Consider the following 18,491-nt stretch of genomic DNA (forward strand, 5'->3'; position numbering starts at 1 on the left):
CAAAAAAGAGCCTGTCGCAAAAGCGACAGGCTCTTTTGTATAATTAAATTTCCATAATGATCGGAAGGATCATAGGGCGACGTTTCGTTTTCTCGTAAAGGAATGGTGCAAGAGTATCTGTAATTTCATTTTTAATTTCAGACCATTGACTTGTACGCTTTTCCATGACGCCATTAAGATGTTTCGATAATAGCTCTTGAGCATCATTAATCAAATCACCAGATTCTCTCATATAAACAAATCCTCGTGAAATAATATCTGGACCTGAAAGAATCTTAAACTCTTTCATGTTAATGGAGACAACGACAATAACTAGACCTTCTTCAGAGAGAATTTTACGGTCTCTAAGAACAATGTTTCCAATATCCCCGATCCCTTTACCATCTACATAAACAGAGCCAGATGGAATCTTACCGCTAATCGAAGCTTCGTTCTCGCTAAGAGCAAGAACTTCACCATTATCCATAATAAAGGAATGGTCTTGTGGAATTCCGCAATCCTGAGCAAGCTTCGTATGCATCTTAAGCATGCGATACTCACCGTGAATTGGCATAAAGAATTTTGGCTTAATGAGACGAAGCATAAGCTTCTGCTCATCTTGACCACCGTGACCAGATGTGTGAATGTCACTTAGTTTATGGTGAATCACGTCAGCGCCTGCGCGAGAAAGCTGGTTAATGATTCTTGATACACTTACCTGGTTACCAGGGATAGGTGAAGAAGAGAAGACAACTGTATCTCCAGGAATGATTTGAATTTGACGATGCGTCGCATTCGCAATTCGAGATAGAGCAGCCATTGGCTCACCCTGACTTCCTGTACAAAGAATCGTCACTTTGTTTTCAGGTAGTCGATTAATTTGATTGGCATCAATGAACGTATCTTTAGGTGCATTAATATAGCCAAGTTCTTGTCCAATTGTAATGTTGGACTCCATACTACGACCAAATACAGCTACTTTACGTCCATTTTCGACAGCTGCTTCAACCACTTGCTGTAGGCGGTGAATATTGGATGCGAATGTTGCGAAAATAACGCGTCCGTCTACTTTTCTAAAGATATCTTGAATGGTTTCACCAACGCGACGCTCGGACATTGTGAATCCAGGAACTTCACTGTTTGTGCTGTCAGAAAGAAGAGCTAGAACGCCTTCTTTACCAATCTCAGCCATTTTTGTTAAGTTTGCTGGTTCACCGACTGGTGTGAAATCAAACTTAAAGTCTCCTGTATGAACAATGTTACCTGGAGGTGTTTTAACAACAACCCCAAAGGAATCCGGAATACTGTGTGTTGTTCTAAAGAACATAACAGAAGTCTTTCTAAATTTAATAATATCTTCTTCTGTAATTTCATTTAGGGATGCCCCACGTAGAAGGCCGTGCTCTTCAAGCTTATTTCTAATAAACCCTAAAGCAAGCTTTCCTCCGTAAATAGGAACATTGATTTCACGAAGTAAGTAGGGGATGCCGCCTATATGATCTTCGTGACCGTGCGTAATAAAGAGACCTTTAATCTTATCCTGATTTTTTACGAGATAAGAATAATCAGGAATTACGTAGTCAATTCCTAATAGTTCTTCCTCAGGAAACTTAATCCCCGCATCAACAAGAATAATCTCGTCTTGAAACTGAATACCGTACATGTTTTTACCGATTTCTCCGAGTCCACCTAAAGCGAAAACGGCGGTTTGATGATTTTTAACAAATTTCATAGTCTATACATTCTCCAATTCAAAGTGCTCTGATTTTTGCTCAAACTCTAAGAAGTCATCTTCCACGGTTTGAATAAATTCGATATTAATGTCACGTTCCTTAAGCTTGTAGCGAACTTCCCGTTCAGAAGCAGCCTCTACGTATAGGCTCATTGTTCGCTCTCTTACAGGAACCTCCTTTTTAGTGCCTTGATAAAATACCTTATAAATCATTCTAAATCTCTCCTTAACTCAGACAATTTGTGTGCATCTTCGTTTATTATATAGGAAATTGGTTTCTTTTTCATGTTTCTAACCACATTTCCATAAGAAATAGGAGAATTCGCATGAATTTATGTGCAATTTACGTTAATCAATGGAATACTTCGGTTGTGGAAATAGCACATTTCTCCAGGTTTTAATTAGTTTACGTTTCATTTTACGATACATTATGCTCACCCTTCCTTTTTTTGATAACTAAGCCTAGTATTTATCAACGCTGATTGAATTAATTTGGGAAAAGGTGGATGTCATAACCGAAGACACTTGATGCCATTTAATGTAACATAAGATAGTGGTATAGCATAAGGGATGATTAGCTTTACGTAAAACTATAAATACATAGGGCTATTTATACAAAATTACATACACAAAGGGGGTACCAATGAGACTTTATGCCGCACTTATTTCACTCAGCTTAATATGGGGCATGTCCTTCATGTTCATAAAATTAATAGTACCTATTGTAGGACCATGGGGAGTAGTGTTCTTTAGATGTTTGCTAGGTGCACTAGCTTTATTCATGTACTTACTGATCAGAAGGCGCCTTCAATGGATAAGAAAGGATCTACCCTGGGCGAGCCTTATCACGATTGGGGTAATGAATGCGCTCATTCCCTGGGGAATGATTGCATTAAGCGAAGAGCGAATTACAAGCAGTCTTGCTGCTACTCTTAATGCAACGACACCCCTTTTTACAAGCGTAATTGGTGCGCTTTTCTTCGGTAGAATTCTATTTCAAAAGCAATGGTCAGGAATTATCGTAGGGTTTATTGGAATTATCTTTCTCATTGATCTGGATATTCAGGAATTAGTGCAGGGAGATGTGTGGGGGATCTTACCTATGCTTATTGCAACAGGGTGCTATGGCTTTGCTTCCCAATTCACGAAAAAGAATTTGAAAGATGTGCCAGTTGATGTTTTGTCATTTATCACGCTTACGATTGGGGCAGTAGGCGGGGGGCTATTAATGGTCCTGTTTGGAGACGGAGGCATTGAGTTTACCTTCTTGCTACAACGTGATATTCTAATATCGCTTATTGGTCTAGGCGTGTTTGGCTCAGGTCTCGCTTATTTACTTTTCTATTATATGATTCAGAAGGGGAGTGCAGAGTTTGCCACTCTTGTAACATACCTTGTGCCAGTGACAGCTTTGATTTGGGGTAGTGTTTATTTAAATGAAGTAATTACGTTCCCTATGATCATTGGGCTGCTTTGTATTTTTATTGGTGTCTACATGTCAGGTAGGAAAGCAAATCGCGAAGTGAATTCTATAAAGAAGTCAGCTTGATTACTCGCATATTAAGGTTAGTGCTCATAGAAAAACTAGTGAAGATAGGTGAAAATAATGCACAATGAGAAAATTGTATTTTTTGATATCGATGGGACGCTTCTTGATCATAATAAACAAATCCCATCTTCAACACGAGAGTCCTTAAAAGCTTTAACCGAAAAAGGTGTCCATGTAGCGATTGCTACCGGAAGAGCTCCTTTTATGTTTGCAGATCTAAGAGAGAACCTTGGGATAGATACGTTTATTAGTTTTAATGGTCAGTATGTGAAACATCAAGAAAAGGTTGTTTTAACGAACCCTCTTAGTCGTGAAGAAATCTCTGTACTTGAAGAAGAAGCAAGGAGAAAGGGTCATCCAATGGTCTTTCTCGATCATGAAGCAATGATGAGTAATCACGATGAGCATCCACATATTATGAAAAGTATGGATGATCTTAAAATGCACTATCCTGGGTATGATCCTTCTTATTATCATTCGAGAGATATTTATCAGGCGCTATTGTTCTGTGAGAGTAAAGAAGAGAATGGATATCGCGATGCATATGGTAACCTTGATTTTATTCGCTGGCATGATTATTCAATGGATGTAATTCCTCCTGGTGGTTCAAAGGCAAGAGGCATTGAAGCTATGATCGACCATCTCGGTTTTAAACGTGAAAATACGTATGCTTTTGGAGATGCGTTGAACGATATAGAAATGTTGAAATTTGCAGGGACGGGTATAGCGATGGGAAATGGATATGATGAAGTGAAGGCAGTGGCTGATATAGTGACTGATGCAGTTGACCAAGATGGTATTCAACAAGGTCTTAAAAAAGTAGGACTACTATAATAGAAAGGGATCGCAATGATAATTGCGATCCCTTTATTAATACTTATTAAATTAGCTACCTAATGGAGAAAGTTCATTTGCCTCTTCATTATTAATTCGATCATAAAACATAACCCCGTCAAGATGGTCGATTTCATGTTGGACAACAATGGCAGGTAGTCCTTTTAATCTAAGCTTAAGAGGATTTCCTTCAGCGTCCACACCCTTTACGGTAATGCGTGCATAACGCGGTACTGCACCAGGAACTTCACGATCCACAGATAAGCACCCTTCGCCACCATCTAAATAGGTTTTTTCAACTGAATGGCTTATGATTTTAGGATTCAAAATTCCATAGCTGTATAAAGTGCCTCTTTGATCAGACACATGGACAGCAATCATCCGCTTACTAATGCCAATTTGTGGCGCTGCAATACCAATACCTGAGCGCAGTTCATATTCAAGTGCAGTTTCAGGATCCTGACTATTCTTAAGAAACTCAAGCATTTCTCTTAAAGTTTGTTTATCGTCTTCTGATGCAGGAAGATCAATCTCTTTCGCTTCTTTCTCAAGAATTGGATCTCCTTCTCTGCGAATATCTTTCATGGTTAACATATCATCATTCACTCCTATTCAAAAACGGTCATTCTAATATTAATTATATTCAACTTTATGAAGGGAATAAAGAAATTGCTCTGATTTAAGCAAACTTTTTGGAAAAGTTGATTTCCTTATTTCATCACCATTAAAATCTTACAATAGTGATAGTTTAGCACAACCCAACATAACTGAAAATCCTTTAAAATGGCAAGTCTTACTAACCTTAAATAATAAAGAAGATGAGCTAACAAGAAAGCATAGAGGAGCAGGCCCCTAACATAAAAGTCTAAAGCGATAAGTGTATTAACGGAAAGGGGTTCTGATAATTTTGGGGTGTTGTAAAAATGGAGTATTCTATTGAGAACTGTCTTGTGGTATAGTAATCAGTGATGTGAAATCAATTGGTATGAATTGGATATGTGGGGGGACTTTTTTTGCTACGTAAATATCGCTTGGGAATTATTTCTCTTTTTTTCTGTTTTCTTTTAATTGGTTTAGCGGGTTGTCAATTCGGTGGTAGTACAGAAGAAAAAATGTATGATCATTTAGAAGAAGCGGTCGCGCTTGAAGATCAGTTTAGGGAACAACAAGAACCGTTAGCTAAAGCAGAAAAAAAGGAACAAGAAATTTATGATGACATTGTTGCACTAAGTATGGATGAGTTCGATGAAGTCGAAAAGCTTTCAAAGGAAGCAGAAGAAAATACGGATAAAAGACTTGAGTACTTAAAAAAGGAAAAAGAAAGTATAGATGAAGCGTACAAAGAATTTGAAGAAATTAAAGATCTAACAGAAGACCTTGAAGGTGACGCTGCTAAAAAGGACGCTAAGATTCTTATTGAGACAATGGATAAGCGATATGAAGCTTATGAAAAGCTCAATAAAGAATATGAAGAAGCAGTGAAACAAGATAAGAAGCTCTACAGTTCACTTCAAGATAAAGAACTTACATTAGATCAGCTTCAGGAACAAATTAAGATTGTAAATGATCAGTACAGTAAAGTGTCTGAGCATAAAGAAGAGTTCAATAAATATACAACTGAGTTTAATGAAGCGAAAAAAGCATTTTACCAATCAGCTGAATTAGACGTAAACTACACAGAATAACCTAAGAACCGCTCAACTTGAGCGGTTCTTTTTGATCTTCTCCATTTCCTTAGTTTATAGCTCGATAAGGATAAATTAAGTTGAATGATCGTCCAACAACAAGGAAAAAAGGTAAATCGTTAGCAAAATGGACGACTTTAAATATAATCCCCCTAAATATTTACACTAGTACAGTGTGGGATTATGTAATGTAACAGTTTGGTTTTCATCTTTTAACACGCAATTATTAAATCAATTAATTGACTTGAAACTTACTGTATTGTAAACTTAAAAACGAACTTACTCATGAAGAGAAGCACTTCCTTAATCTTACTGATACAGACTATTATTCGCAGTAATACATAGCGCTAGGGATTATTTCTTCAGGATTAAGGGTATGACATTGAGTGTTGTCTTAAGTAATGCAATTTAATGAATGCTATTTGTCATTTAATAACGTTGAAATGGACATGCTAGTTATGTCTGTAAACTGAACGACCCACTCATAATTGCACTATTGCAATTCAATAATCTATCTCTTTATGAATGAAAGGATGAGGTGAAAGGTATGGGAACAAAAACCATCGAAAACATTGAAGGCCAATTCGAAATGTTCCAGATTCTAAATGAAAATGGCGAAATCGTGAACAAAGAAGCAATGCCTGAACTATCAGATGAGCAGCTTCAAGAACTAATGCGCCGCATGGTGTACACACGTATTCTTGATCAGCGTTCAATTTCTTTGAACCGTCAAGGACGTCTTGGCTTCTACGCACCAACTGCAGGACAAGAAGCTTCACAACTAGGAAGTCAGTTTGCACTTGATAAAGAGGACTGGATTCTTCCAGGTTACCGTGATGTTCCACAGATCATCTGGCACGGTCTTCCATTATATAAAGCATTCTTATTCTCTCGTGGTCACTTTGTAGGGAACCAGGCTGATGGCCTGAACGTGTTGAGCCCACAAATCATCATCGGTGCTCAAATTACACAAACTGCTGGTGTTGCACTTGGACTTAAGAAAAAAGGCAAGAAAAACGTAGCGATCACTTACACTGGTGACGGTGGTGCTTCACAAGGTGATTTCTATGAAGGAATGAACTTTGCAGGTGCATATGCTGCCCCAGCTATCTTTGTTGTGCAAAACAACCGTTTTGCAATCTCTGTTCCAGTTGAAAAGCAATCTGCAGCGAAAACAATCGCTCAAAAAGCAGTTGCGGCTGGTATCCAGGGTGTTCAAGTAGACGGCATGGACGTTCTTGCTGTTTATAAAGCAGTTACTGACGCTCGTGAACGCGCAATTAATGGCGAAGGTCCAACTCTAATTGAGACAATGACTTACCGCTATGGTCCACATACAATGGCTGGTGACGATCCAACTCGTTACCGCTCTGAAGATCTAGATAGCGAGTGGGAAAAGAAAGATCCAATCGTTCGTTTCCGCAAGTATCTTGAGAGCAAAAACCTTTGGTCTGAAGAGAAAGAAAACGAAGTAGTCGATAAAGCGAAGGAAGAAATCAAAGCTGCTATTAAAAAAGCAGATGGCACTCCTAAGCAAAAAGTGACGGATCTTATTTCTAACATGTACGAAGAGCTTCCACAGAACCTTCGTGAACAATACGAACAATATAGTGCAAAGGAGTCGAAGTAAGCTATGGCGCAAATGACAATGATTCAAGCAATCACTGATGCGATGCGTACGGAGTTGAAAAATGACGAGAACGTACTCGTATTCGGTGAGGACGTAGGTCAAAACGGCGGCGTTTTCCGTGCGACAGAAGGACTTCAAAAGGAATTTGGCGAAGATCGCGTATTCGATACTCCGCTTGCTGAATCAGGTATCGGTGGCATGTCTATCGGACTTGCACTTACTGGATTCCGTCCAGTGCCAGAAGTTCAGTTCTTTGGATTTGTATACGAAGTAATGGATGCTATTTCCGGTCAAATGGCTCGCCTTCGTTATCGTTCAGGCGGTTCTTTCCACGCGCCGATTACTGTTCGTTCACCATTTGGTGGCGGCGTTAAAACACCAGAACTTCACGCGGATAGCCTTGAAGGTCTAATGGCGCAACAGCCAGGGCTAAAAGTTGTTATCCCTTCAAACCCTTATGATGCAAAAGGACTTCTTATTTCTGCGATTCGTGATAACGATCCAGTTATTTTCCTTGAGCACATGAAGCTTTATCGTTCTTTCCGTCAGGAAGTTCCTGAAGAAGAATACACAATTGAAATTGGTAAAGCTGAAGTAAAACGTGAAGGTACTGACATCACAATCGTAACTTACGGTGCGATGGTTCAGGCTTCTCTTAAAGCTGCTGAAGAGCTTGAAAAGAACGACATTAGTGCAGAAGTAATCGACCTTCGTACGGTTAGCCCGCTCGATATCGATACAATTATTGCCTCTGTTGAAAAAACAAATCGTGCAATTGTTGTTCAAGAAGCTCAAAAGCAAGCAGGAATTGCAGCTAACGTTGTAGCAGAAATCAACGACCGCGCAATCCTAAGCCTTGAAGCACCAGTGCTTCGCGTAGCTGCACCTGATACTGTATTCGCATTCTCAGCTGCTGAAGATGTATGGCTTCCTGATCACACTGACATCATCGAAAAAGCTACACAAGTAGTTAATTTCTAATTAACTTTTTATAAAAAAACATGAAGTGAAGCCGCATTATGCGCTTCGCTTCAGATCTTATATGAGCAAAATTTTTCTACAATTAGGAGGCGAAGTCCCGTGGCATTTCAATTTAAGATGCCGGATATCGGTGAAGGTATCCATGAAGGCGAAATCGTAAAATGGTTTGTTAAATCCGGAGATGAAGTAAAAGAAGACGATATTCTTGCAGAAGTACAAAACGACAAAGCTGTTGTTGAAATCCCTTCTCCAGTAGACGGAACAGTTAAAGAAGTTCACGCTGAAGAAGGTGCAACTGTTATTGTTGGAGATGTAGTCATCACTTTCGACGCAGAAGGTTATGAAGATGCAGAAGAAGAACCAGCAGCTGAACAGCCGCAAGCTGAAGAAGAAGCTCCTAAAGCAGAAGCTAAATCAGAAGCGAAAGAAGACAGCGCTGGATCAAAACCACTTCCTGAAGACGACGAAGAAACAGACCCTACTAAACGCGTTATCGCTATGCCAGCAGTACGTAAGTATGCTCGTGAAAACGGCGTAAGCATTTCTAAAGTATCTGGTTCTGGTAAGAATGGTCGCGTTGTGAAAGAAGATATCGACACTCACTTGAATGGTGGAGGCGAAGCAGCTTCTGAAGCTCCAGCAGCGACAGAAGAAAAAGCTGAAGCGAAGCAAGAAGCTTCTACTACATCTGCACAGCCACAAGCATCTGCACAACCAGAAACTCGTGAGAAGATGAAAGGTATGCGTAAAGCAATTGCTAAAGCAATGGTTAACTCGAAGCATACTGCTCCACACGTAACTCACATGGATGAAATTGTTGTAACAGATCTTGTTGCTCACCGTAAGAAGTTCAAACAATATGCTGCAGACAAAGATGTGAAGCTAACTTACCTTCCATACGTTGTAAAAGCACTTGTTTCTGCACTTCGCGAATTCCCAATGTTGAATGCATCTATTGATGATTCTACTGACGAAATCGTACACAAGCATTACTACAACATCGGTATCGCTGCTAACACTGACGCTGGACTAGTTGTTCCAGTTGTGAAAGAAGCAGACCGTAAGCCACTTCTTAATGTTTCATCTGAAATTAATGAGTTGGCTAAAAAAGCTCGCGATGGTAAACTATCAGGGGACGATATGAAAGGTAGCACATGTACTATTTCTAACTTGGGTTCTGCTGGTGGTCAATGGTTTACCCCAATCATCAACAACCCGGATGCTGCTATTCTTGGTATTGGTCGTATTGAGGAGAAGCCAGTTGTTATCGACGGAGAAATCGTTGCTGCACCTGTTCTTGCTCTATCGATCAGCTACGACCACAGACTTATTGATGGCGTAACAGCACAACTTGCTCTTAACCACATCAAGCGTCTGTTGAACGATCCACAACTCTTAATGATGGAGGCGTAATAATATGGTAGTAGGAGATTTTCCAATCGAATTAGACACACTTGTAGTAGGAGCTGGACCAGGTGGATATGTTGCTGCAATCCGTGCAGCACAGCTTGGTCAGAAAGTTGCCATTGCTGACAAAGGAACTCTAGGCGGAGTTTGCTTAAACGTCGGCTGTATTCCTTCAAAAGCAATGATTAATGCATCTCATAAATATGAGTCTGCAAAGCATTCCGATGATATCGGAATCACTGCTGAGAACGTGAGCGTTGACATGAAGAAAGTTCAGGAGTGGAAGTCTTCTGTTGTTGACAAGCTTACTGGTGGCGTAGCAGGACTTATGAAATCAAATAAAGTTGATGTTATCAGTGGTGAAGTTTATTTCGTCGATAAGAACACAGTTCGTATCATGGACGAAAAGAACTCTCAAACGTATACATTCAACAACTGCATCATCGCAACAGGATCTCGCCCAATCGAACTTCCAAGCTTCAAATGGAGCAAGCGCGTTATTTCTTCAACTGGTGCACTTGCACTTGACGAAGTTCCTAAGAAAATGGTTGTTATCGGCGGAGGATACATCGGTATCGAACTTGGTACTGTGTACGCAAACTTTGGTACTGAAGTAACAATCCTTGAAGGTACGAAGCAAATTCTACCTGGATTCGAAAAACAAATGAGCTCTCTTGTTTCTCGTCGTCTTAAGAAGAAAGGTAATGTAGAAATCATTACTCAAGCTCTTGCACAAGGCGTTGAAGAAACAGAAGACGGCGTAACAGTAACAGCAGAAATCAAAGGTGAAACGCAGACGTTTGACGCTGATTATGTACTAGTTACAGTTGGTCGTAAGCCTAATACAAATGAAATCGGTCTTGAAGAACTTGGCGTTGAAATGACGGACAAAGGTCTTGTGAAGATTGATAAGCAGTGTCGTACAAACTTCGATAACATCTATGCTATTGGTGATATCGTAGAAGGTCCTGCACTTGCTCATAAAGCTTCTTACGAAGGTAAAGTAGCTGCAGAAGCGATCAGTGGTGAAAACTCTGTGATTGACTATCTTGCAATTCCTGCGGTTGTTTTCTCTGACCCAGAACTCGCTTCAGTTGGTTACACTGAACAAGAAGCAAAAGATCAAGGATTCGATGTGAAAGCATCTAAATTCCCATTCGGCGCTAACGGCCGTGCATTGTCTCTTAACGACAGTGAAGGATTCATGAAGCTTATCACTCGTAAAGAAGATGGCCTAGTGATCGGCGCTCAAATTGCTGGTCCTAACGCTTCTGATATGATTGCTGAGCTTGGTCTTGCAATCGAAGCTGGTATGACAGCTGAAGACATTGCGCTTACAATTCATGCTCACCCAACACTTGGAGAAATTACTATGGAAGCTGCTGAAGTAGCTCTAGGTACTCCAATTCACATTGGTTAATAATTAATATAAAAACTCCAGAGACAATAGTCTCTGGAGTTTTTATATGGAGAATGAGCAGACCGCTCATGATAATTTTATAATTCATTCAAGTTGATTCAATTGCTCTGATTAGTTAATAGAGGTTGGAAATGCACCACATTCATAAATATAACCGAATGGATTAGGTATGTTTAGTTTTCTTTATTTATTGGAAACTAAATATAGAAATGAAGCGATTAGGAGATGTACTTACACATACATTTGAGAATAGGACACTGTATCATACGGAGGTGCCGTTCCATGTATGGAAAAGTTATTTGCATTCAGCTTTTGATCTGGTTTGCTTTTTTTCAACTTGTTTATTATTCTCCTAGAGATCATATTGGATTTAAGATTATATTATTTTTAGTTTTTCTTTATCTTATTTGTACCATTTCTGTTCAAATGGTTAGAATAGGTAGAGAGCTTATCTATTTGATTACTTTTTCTTCTACTCTGGCATTCATTATTATCTATCTATACCATTTGATTTGATGGACGTATCTATTTAAAGATTAGGCTTTCTACGGTTGGTTATAGATTATAAACTAATTTCGATAACGTTCATTAATATAATAGTTAGAAGGTAAATGAAAAAGCGTCCTACCAAGAGGGTAGGACGCTTTTTGTGGTTTATGATTTTGGATCATCTTTCTTAGGTGGTCTAGGAGGTATTTTCTCTTGTTTGAAGGCTTTAATGAGAGAAATGACCATTCCTATTATAATGATAGCAAACGGGAATGCAGCGATGATAGAAGCCGTTTGAAGGGCTCCTAATCCTCCAGACCAAAGCAGAACTGCAGCAGCAGATGACTGAATCACACCCCAAGTTAATTTCACTTTGGTGGAAGGATTCATGCTACCGTTCGTCGTTTGCATTCCAAGGACGAATGTTGCTGAGTCAGCTGAAGTAATAAAGAATGTGCTGATTAGTAAAATGGCAATAATCGACATGGTTGTTCCAAGTGGATATTGCTCAAGTACAGCGAATAGCGCAACTTCCATACCTTGGTTATTGATAATGTCGTAAATACCTGTTCCTGCCATATCAAGTGAAATAGCTGACCCTCCAAATACGGAGAACCATAATCCACCAAAGATTGTCGGAACTAAAAGGACACCAAGAACAAATTCTCTGATCGTTCGACCTTTTGATACACGAGCAATAAATGTTCCAACGAATGGAGCCCAAGCAATCCACCATGCCCAATAGAAGATTGTCCAGCTCTGGATCCAAGACGACCCTTCAAAAGGTCTCATACGGAGACTCATACTTGGTAGGTTTTGAATGTAAGATCCAAGTGTAGATGTGAAGAGGTCCATAATAAAGTTTGTAGGTCCTGCGAATAACAGGAAGAACATGAGCAAGATCGCTAGCACAATGTTTGTATTACTTAAATACTTAATCCCTCTTGAAATCCCCGTTGAAGCAGAGATCATATAGAGGACAGTTACAATAAGAATAATGATTAACTGTGTTGTAAATGAATTTTCAATGCCTGTTAAATAGGAAATTCCTCCGCCTATTTGAGAAGCACCAAAGCCAAGTGACGTCGCGACACCAAATACAGTTGCAATGACAGCAATAACGTCGATAAGTTTACCAATTGGTCCATTTACACGTTCTCCAAGAATTGGATAGAAAATCGCACTGATTAAGCCTGGTGCACCTTTTCTAAATTTAAAGAATGCAAGTGCGAGAGCAACGACTGTGTAAATTCCCCACGGGTGAAGTCCCCAGTGGAAGAAGCTGTATTGAAAGGCTAGTCGCGCTGCTTCATCTGACTGACCAGCTGCCCCAGCTGGAGGATCATAGTAGTGGAACATCGGCTCTGCTACACCCCAGAATACAAGTCCAATCCCCATTCCGGCTGAAAAAAGCATAGCAAACCATGTAATTAGGTTATATTCAGGTACATCGGTTTCTTTACCAAGTCGAAGTCTTCCATACTTCGAAAAGATAAGATAAATAGCAAAAATAAGAAAGCCTGACGCTGCTAATAAATAAAACCATCCAAACTTCACTTGAAGAAAGCTTTGAAGGGAGCTTGTAGTCGAATCTAATGACTCAGGAGAAATCGTTCCCCAAGAAATAAAGATTAGAGACAGAAGTACAGAGATAATAAAGACTGCTGTAAGCTTATTCAAATTTCATCATCACCTTTCTAAATTAATTCCAAAAAATAGTACTGTCATCTGAAAGCACTTTTATACACAGGAAATAAAATGTATGTGTACTCAATGTTACCTGTCGTTACCAAAACTATGCAGGTAAGCGCCCTATTCCCTTTTATTAACAGGCTTCAGGACAAGTCAAGCAAAAGACACGTTGTCTAGTATATTTGTTGTTATAAACGTTGTAAAGGAAAAAACCATGTCAGAAAGGAAGTCGGAATAGTTGAAAAATAGATGGGTGGATAGTTGGTTATTTGTTACAATTTCCTCTTTATACTGTTCATTAATTCGTTTATGATGAAATGAGACTAGATAAGGGGAGAGAGAAATGACAAACACATTGAAATGGATGACATTAGCGCTTTTGCTTTTTGTAGCAGCGTGTTCTACAAATGCTGGTTCACAAGAAAATTCAGAAGCATCAACGAATGAAGCAAACAATAGTGAAGTTTCAAATGAGCAAGAGACAAACGAAGAAACAAATAAAGAAGAAACAGATTCAGACGCGACAAATAATGCTGAATCAGAGGATCAGAAAGAAGAAGAAGCTACTGCAGAAGTAGTAGAGCCTGAATATCGACTTAACGAAGCTTTTTGGGGTTTTGAACCGATAAATGATGCTCCTGCTGAAGCGGTTCTACTTACAATTGACGATGCTCCAGACACGAATGCAGTAGAAATGGCAAAAACATTAAAAGAACTAGATGCTCCTGCCATTTTCTTTATTAATGGTCATTTTATTGATACAGATGAAGAAAAAGCAAGGTTAAAAGAAATTTATGATATGGGCTTTGAAATAGGAAACCATACGATGACGCATGCTGATCTCAAAACATTATCAGAAGAAGAGCAAAAAGAAGAGATATTGAAGGTAAATGAAATGATCGAAGAAGTAATTGGAGAAAAGCCGAAATTCTTTAGAGCACCATTTGGATCTAATACTGACTTTTCGAAGTCATTAGCCGAAGAAGAAGGCATGCTCGTGATGAATTGGACATATGGGTATGACTGGGTGAAGGAATATCAAAGTGAAGATGCAATCAAAGACATTATGGTAAATTCACCGCTACTTCAAAATGGGGCAAACTTACTTATGCATGACCGTGATTGGACAGCTGCTGCCTTAGGAGATATTGTGAAAGGATTAAGAGATAAAGATTATAACTTAATTGACCCTGAAGAAATTGAACCTTTACAAAAATAAACAGCCATTTGGCTGTTTATTTTTTTACGTAATACATTGTTCTACCGTTAAAAAGAGTAAGATCGGCCTGTAATTTATTTGCAAGAAATTTACACAATTCATTCGCTTTCGCTTTATCACCGTGAGTGGATTGATCCGGTAGAACAATCTGAAGTTTGCTGTCTACTAAACCGATGATAATCATCCGATAATCACTATGTTTTCCTTTTAAATAAAACCAAATGTCTCTATCCACTTGTTCAATCATAGTGTAGGGGAAAGCAGACTCACTATAGGACCAAGAAAGTTGCTCTCCAGTTTTGGATGTTATGTCCGTGTAGTAGGAAAGTAAGCTTTTAATATGCTCAAGTGATAGTTCATCTTCCGTTTTTGGTTTTAAGTAAGCACTTTGAGGCATGATCATTCCTCCCATCGTCATATAATAAAGTGTACAGTGTAAATTGTATTCTGACAATTGGTCGTTCATCCACACATATTGGACACAAAAAGAATATAATGTGATATACAATATAGTGTTGACAAATCAATTGTGACACACTATTATGAAGTTAAGCGAAACGGAAGCGTTTTCAAAACTAACTTAAGGGGTGTTGAGAATGGGTATTATCATTTGCCAAACTTGCGAAAAAACAATTGATCACGTACATGAAGAGAAGGTAAGTACACTTTATAGCAGATGCCCGGAATGCAATAAAAAAGATAAAAAATAACGTATATAGCAAAGAAAGAGGCGGCCAATTGGCCGCCTCTTATTTAATGGCTTTATATTCTTTAATGACCCGAATGTGAACTAATTCGTCGTCTTCAGGCCCCTGAACCGGTAGTCCAGCTTCAATGTTTTCTTCGATATATGTTAAGTTTTCTTCTGTAATGATTTCACCTGGGATGAAGATTGGAATTCCGGGTGGATAAACCATCACAAATTCTGCAATGACCCGACCAGCCGATTCTTTAAATGGAATTACCTCTGTTTCAGAATAAAAAGCATCTCGAGGTGAAACAGCTAGAATCGGGATATCTGGAGCGTGAACATCAAACTTTTTAGTGATTGAACCTTCTGTCTCTTTGAAGGCTTCTACCATGTCTTTTAGAGCATGAACAAGAGCGCTGGTTGTTTCCTCGGTATCGCCAGGAGTTACAATACATAATAAGTTATACAAATCAGAAAGCTCTACTTCAAGGTTTGCTTCTTTTCGAAGCCAAACTTCAGCTTCATAGCCAGTAATTCCAAGGTCATGAACAGAAATGATTAATTTCGTAGGATCATAATCGTAAGTAGCGTTCGTTCCAAGGATTTCTTGCCCGACACAATATAGAGGAGAAATATCATTTATTTGCTTTCTCGCTTCTTCTGCAAGTTGTATGGAGCGTTCAATTAAATCATATCCATCCATGACCAATCTTTTTCTTGCAACGTCAAGAGAAGCAAGAAGGATATACGAAGTGGAAGTAGTTGTTAGCATGCTAATTATGGTTTGGACACGTTTTGCAGAAACAAGCCCTTCTTTTACATTAAGGACGGAACTTTGAGTCATTGATCCCCCCAATTTATGCACACTTGTAGCTGCCATATCTGCACCAGCTTGCATGGCTGAAACGGGCAGGCGCTCGTGGAAATGAATATGAACACCGTGAGCTTCATCAACTAATACTGGAACGTCATACTCATGAGAAATCGTGACGATCTCCTCAAGATTAGCGGATATACCAAAATAAGTGGGGTTTATCACAAGTACCCCTTTGGCGTCAGGATGCTGCTCTAATGCTTTTTTTACGGCTATGGGAGTAATGCCGTGTGAAATGCCAAGCTTAGGGTCAATTTCTGGGTGAATGAATACTGGTGTTGCACCTGAGAAAATGATTGCTGACATGACAGATTTATGAACATTTCTCGGTACAATTATTTTATCTCCAGGTGAACATACAGTCATAACCATTGTCATGATTGCTCCGCTTGTTCCTTGAATAGAGAAAAAGGTTGCGTCAGCGCCAAAAGCTTCAGCAGCTAGATCCTGTGCTTGCTTAATCATACCGTGTGGATGATGGAGGTCATCAAGTGGTTGAATGTTAATTAAATCAATTGACAGGGCGTTTTCGCCTATGAAAGAACGAAATTCAGGATCTATGCCAGCGCCCTTTTTGTGGCCAGGTATATGAAATTGAATAGGGTTTTTGTTAGCGTGGTTTACTAAACCAGTGAACAATGGTGTTTCGCGTTGTTGCAAATCCAGCACCTCTTTATTTATACTTTGGTTAAATGAATAACGATGTAGATCGTCTGCTCTTTTATACCGAATGAGCCGAAAATCTTGAAATCAGTAATATAGCTTATACGTTACTAGATAAAGCCCTCCACAGTAGTTAGTGGAAAGCGGGTTTAGTCTAAGTGAACTTTTTGTATAGCCAGATATGGCACTTAAAAGAAGAACATTGGTTATAGGACTTCTTTCTGCCTTAAACAAACTGAGTATAATCACATGAGGGATAATTTGCAAGTTTTATTTTAAACCCATGCTTATAGATCAACTATATAAGGAAGCATCGTTCCTAGAACAGAAAAGAGGAGATCACTTCTAACTCTCGAAATGGGTTATCATAAGGAGAGGATTCATGATGAAGTGGAATACGCGAATTACTCAGTTATTAGGTATTGAAAGACCAATCGTTCAAGGGGGTCTCGCCTATCTTGCATATCACGAATTAGCTTCTGCTGTTAGCAACGCAGGAGGATTAGGGCAGCTCACAGCTATGTCTATGGAGTCAGCAACACTGCTTAAAGAAGAAATCGCCCTTACTAAAAGTCTCACCGATAAGCCATTTGGAGTGAACTTTGCGATTGGTCAACACGGAAGACCCTTTGAGCATATGCTTGAAGCAGCCATTCACGAAGGGGTGGAGATCATTTCGGTTACCGGTGGAAACCCTAAGCCGGTATTTGATATGGTAAAAGGAACGAATGTGAAAGTTCTTGTTTTGACTGCTAGTAAAAGACAAGCAGTAAAAGCAGAAGAGTTAGGAGCTACTGCAGTAATGGTTGTCGGGCAAGAGGGGGGAGGACATCTTGGAAAGGATGATATTGGTACGATGGTACTCGTTCCTCAAGTAGTTGATGCTGTGTCTATTCCGGTTATTGCTTCAGGAGGAATAGGTGATGGACGAGCGCTAATGGCTTCTCTCGCACTTGGCGCTGAGGGAATTGAAATGGGTACACGATTTATTGCTACAAAAGAATGTACCCATGCTCATGATGTTTACAAGCGTCGTTTGCTTCAAGGGTCTGAAACGGATACTATGATTATTAAGCGTAGTATTGGAGCACCTGCAAGAGTTATTAGGAATGTGTTTGCTCAAGAGATTTCACAAATTGAAGCAAATCAGGGAGGATATGACCTTCTTAAAGAATACATAAGCGGTGAAGCAAACAGGAAATTTATATATGATGGAAAAGAAGAGGAAGGCTTTGCTTGGGCAGGTCAGGTTATGGGAGCGATCAATGATGTTCCTTCAGTAGCGGAGTTATTTGATCGTATGGATAAAGAAGCAAACGAAATTCGATTAAAATGGTAAAGTGAGAAAGGAGATTGAAAATGGAAGTGCAATATCCTATTTCAATTGATTGGAGTAAAGAAGAAGTCATCAAAGTTGTGAACTTTTTTCAATTAATTGAGCAAACATATGACAGAGGGGTTCATAAGGGCGAATTGATTAGTAGCTATCATGCATTTAAAGATGTCGTTCCCTCTAAATCAGAGGAAAAGCAGATATTTAGACAGTTCGATAAAGAGACAGGATTTTCAACTTATCATGTAGTTAAAGAAGCAAGAGAAACAGAACGCGATAAAGTAAAAATGAATAAATAAAAACCAGGGGATTA

General features: G+C 39.2%; 17 protein-coding genes. 11 read left to right on the forward strand and 6 right to left on the reverse strand.

Annotation, left to right across the window (positions count from 1 at the left end):
* Positions 1 to 43: 43 nt before the first annotated feature.
* Both rnjA and Q4550_RS17465 read right to left on the reverse strand, forming a co-directional pair.
* Positions 44 to 1,711: a ribonuclease J1 gene (rnjA, locus tag Q4550_RS17460; RefSeq protein WP_194221264.1), complete on the reverse strand. Its 1,668-nt coding sequence runs from the start codon at positions 1,709 to 1,711 to the stop codon at positions 44 to 46.
* A 3-nt stretch (positions 1,712 to 1,714) separates the two neighbouring features.
* Positions 1,715 to 1,924, reverse strand: a complete 210-nt coding sequence (locus tag Q4550_RS17465) for a DNA-dependent RNA polymerase subunit epsilon (protein WP_303534906.1) — start codon at positions 1,922 to 1,924, stop codon at positions 1,715 to 1,717.
* A 430-nt stretch (positions 1,925 to 2,354) separates the two neighbouring features.
* Between Q4550_RS17465 and Q4550_RS17470 the strand changes: the two genes are divergently transcribed.
* Both Q4550_RS17470 and Q4550_RS17475 read left to right on the forward strand, forming a co-directional pair.
* Positions 2,355 to 3,260 carry a DMT family transporter gene (locus Q4550_RS17470; protein WP_303534907.1) on the forward strand — a complete coding sequence of 302 codons (906 nt, stop codon included), beginning with the start codon at positions 2,355 to 2,357 and terminating at the stop codon, positions 3,258 to 3,260.
* Between the two features lie 57 nt (positions 3,261 to 3,317).
* Entirely contained in the window at positions 3,318 to 4,094 is a 777-nt protein-coding gene (locus tag Q4550_RS17475; protein WP_303534909.1) for a Cof-type HAD-IIB family hydrolase, read from the forward strand.
* Between the two features lie 51 nt (positions 4,095 to 4,145).
* On the opposite strand, the gene def is transcribed toward Q4550_RS17475, so the two are convergent.
* On the reverse strand, positions 4,146 to 4,688 hold the full coding sequence (gene def, locus Q4550_RS17480; RefSeq protein ID WP_303534911.1) for a peptide deformylase: 543 nt from the start codon (positions 4,686 to 4,688) through the stop codon (positions 4,146 to 4,148).
* A gap of 419 nt (positions 4,689 to 5,107) precedes the next feature.
* On the opposite strand from def, the gene Q4550_RS17485 reads away from it, so the two are divergent.
* The 5 genes from Q4550_RS17485 to lpdA all read left to right on the forward strand — a co-directional run bounded on the left by Q4550_RS17485 (position 5,108) and on the right by lpdA (position 11,217).
* Entirely contained in the window at positions 5,108 to 5,779 is a 672-nt protein-coding gene (locus tag Q4550_RS17485) for a YkyA family protein (protein WP_303534913.1), read from the forward strand.
* Positions 5,780 to 6,326: 547 nt separating this feature from the next.
* Positions 6,327 to 7,409 carry a pyruvate dehydrogenase (acetyl-transferring) E1 component subunit alpha gene (pdhA, locus tag Q4550_RS17490; protein ID WP_194221270.1) on the forward strand — a complete coding sequence of 361 codons (1,083 nt, stop codon included), beginning with the start codon at positions 6,327 to 6,329 and terminating at the stop codon, positions 7,407 to 7,409.
* Between the two features lie 3 nt (positions 7,410 to 7,412).
* Positions 7,413 to 8,390 carry an alpha-ketoacid dehydrogenase subunit beta gene (locus Q4550_RS17495; protein ID WP_159782242.1) on the forward strand — a complete coding sequence of 326 codons (978 nt, stop codon included), beginning with the start codon at positions 7,413 to 7,415 and terminating at the stop codon, positions 8,388 to 8,390.
* A gap of 99 nt (positions 8,391 to 8,489) precedes the next feature.
* Positions 8,490 to 9,803: a dihydrolipoamide acetyltransferase family protein gene (locus Q4550_RS17500; protein ID WP_283152306.1), complete on the forward strand. Its 1,314-nt coding sequence runs from the start codon at positions 8,490 to 8,492 to the stop codon at positions 9,801 to 9,803.
* Positions 9,804 to 9,807: 4 nt separating this feature from the next.
* Complete coding sequence (gene lpdA / locus Q4550_RS17505) at positions 9,808 to 11,217, forward strand: dihydrolipoyl dehydrogenase (RefSeq protein WP_224879540.1); 1,410 nt, start codon at positions 9,808 to 9,810, stop codon at positions 11,215 to 11,217.
* Between the two features lie 654 nt (positions 11,218 to 11,871).
* Here lpdA and Q4550_RS17510 read toward each other — a convergent pair.
* Positions 11,872 to 13,386, reverse strand: coding sequence for a glycine betaine uptake BCCT transporter (locus Q4550_RS17510; protein ID WP_303534919.1), 1,515 nt, complete (start codon positions 13,384 to 13,386; stop codon positions 11,872 to 11,874).
* A 355-nt stretch (positions 13,387 to 13,741) separates the two neighbouring features.
* Between Q4550_RS17510 and Q4550_RS17515 the strand changes: the two genes are divergently transcribed.
* The gene (locus tag Q4550_RS17515) at positions 13,742 to 14,617 is read left to right on the forward strand and encodes a polysaccharide deacetylase family protein (protein WP_303534920.1); all 876 of its coding nucleotides are present in this window, start codon (positions 13,742 to 13,744) and stop codon (positions 14,615 to 14,617) included.
* A gap of 16 nt (positions 14,618 to 14,633) precedes the next feature.
* Here the strand turns inward: Q4550_RS17515 and Q4550_RS17520 are convergent, their stop codons facing one another.
* A complete protein-coding gene (locus Q4550_RS17520; protein WP_303534921.1) occupies positions 14,634 to 15,014 on the reverse strand; it encodes a DUF1885 family protein in 381 nt (126 codons plus the stop codon).
* A 199-nt stretch (positions 15,015 to 15,213) separates the two neighbouring features.
* Here Q4550_RS17520 and Q4550_RS17525 point away from each other — a divergent pair, with 199 nt between their 5' ends.
* Positions 15,214 to 15,327 (forward strand): GapA-binding peptide SR1P, encoded by a 114-nt coding sequence (locus tag Q4550_RS17525; RefSeq protein ID WP_098443236.1) that lies wholly within the window; start codon positions 15,214 to 15,216, stop codon positions 15,325 to 15,327.
* 39 nt (positions 15,328 to 15,366) lie between these two features.
* On the opposite strand, the gene Q4550_RS17530 is transcribed toward Q4550_RS17525, so the two are convergent.
* Entirely contained in the window at positions 15,367 to 16,842 is a 1,476-nt protein-coding gene (locus Q4550_RS17530) for an aminotransferase class I/II-fold pyridoxal phosphate-dependent enzyme (RefSeq protein ID WP_303534922.1), read from the reverse strand.
* 388 nt (positions 16,843 to 17,230) lie between these two features.
* Between Q4550_RS17530 and Q4550_RS17535 the strand changes: the two genes are divergently transcribed.
* The gene (locus tag Q4550_RS17535; protein ID WP_303534955.1) at positions 17,231 to 18,184 is read left to right on the forward strand and encodes an NAD(P)H-dependent flavin oxidoreductase; all 954 of its coding nucleotides are present in this window, start codon (positions 17,231 to 17,233) and stop codon (positions 18,182 to 18,184) included.
* Positions 18,185 to 18,204: 20 nt separating this feature from the next.
* Entirely contained in the window at positions 18,205 to 18,477 is a 273-nt protein-coding gene (locus Q4550_RS17540; RefSeq protein WP_194221278.1) for a UPF0223 family protein, read from the forward strand.
* The last annotated feature ends 14 nt before the right edge of the window (positions 18,478 to 18,491 follow it).

This window comes from Anaerobacillus sp. 1_MG-2023 (assembly GCF_030547345.1).
GTDB classification, from domain to species: Bacteria; Bacillota; Bacilli; order Bacillales; family Guptibacillaceae; genus Guptibacillus; species Guptibacillus hwajinpoensis_B.

Excerpts from the sequence above, each read along its gene's own strand:
- rnjA (WP_194221264.1), bottom strand. The coding sequence starts at position 1,711 with ATGAAATTTGTTAAAAATCATCAAACCGCCGTTTTCGCTTTAGGTGGA.
- Q4550_RS17465 (WP_303534906.1), bottom strand. The coding sequence starts at position 1,924 with ATGATTTATAAGGTATTTTATCAAGGCACTAAAAAGGAGGTTCCTGTA.
- Q4550_RS17470 (WP_303534907.1), top strand. The coding sequence starts at position 2,355 with ATGAGACTTTATGCCGCACTTATTTCACTCAGCTTAATATGGGGCATG.
- Q4550_RS17475 (WP_303534909.1), top strand. The coding sequence starts at position 3,318 with ATGCACAATGAGAAAATTGTATTTTTTGATATCGATGGGACGCTTCTT.
- def (WP_303534911.1), bottom strand. The coding sequence starts at position 4,688 with ATGTTAACCATGAAAGATATTCGCAGAGAAGGAGATCCAATTCTTGAG.
- pdhA (WP_194221270.1), top strand. The coding sequence starts at position 6,327 with ATGGGAACAAAAACCATCGAAAACATTGAAGGCCAATTCGAAATGTTC.
- Q4550_RS17495 (WP_159782242.1), top strand. The coding sequence starts at position 7,413 with ATGGCGCAAATGACAATGATTCAAGCAATCACTGATGCGATGCGTACG.
- lpdA (WP_224879540.1), top strand. The coding sequence starts at position 9,808 with ATGGTAGTAGGAGATTTTCCAATCGAATTAGACACACTTGTAGTAGGA.
- Q4550_RS17515 (WP_303534920.1), top strand. The coding sequence starts at position 13,742 with ATGACAAACACATTGAAATGGATGACATTAGCGCTTTTGCTTTTTGTA.
- Q4550_RS17520 (WP_303534921.1), bottom strand. The coding sequence starts at position 15,014 with ATGCCTCAAAGTGCTTACTTAAAACCAAAAACGGAAGATGAACTATCA.
- Q4550_RS17525 (WP_098443236.1), top strand. The coding sequence starts at position 15,214 with ATGGGTATTATCATTTGCCAAACTTGCGAAAAAACAATTGATCACGTA.
- Q4550_RS17535 (WP_303534955.1), top strand. The coding sequence starts at position 17,231 with ATGAAGTGGAATACGCGAATTACTCAGTTATTAGGTATTGAAAGACCA.
- Q4550_RS17540 (WP_194221278.1), top strand. The coding sequence starts at position 18,205 with ATGGAAGTGCAATATCCTATTTCAATTGATTGGAGTAAAGAAGAAGTC.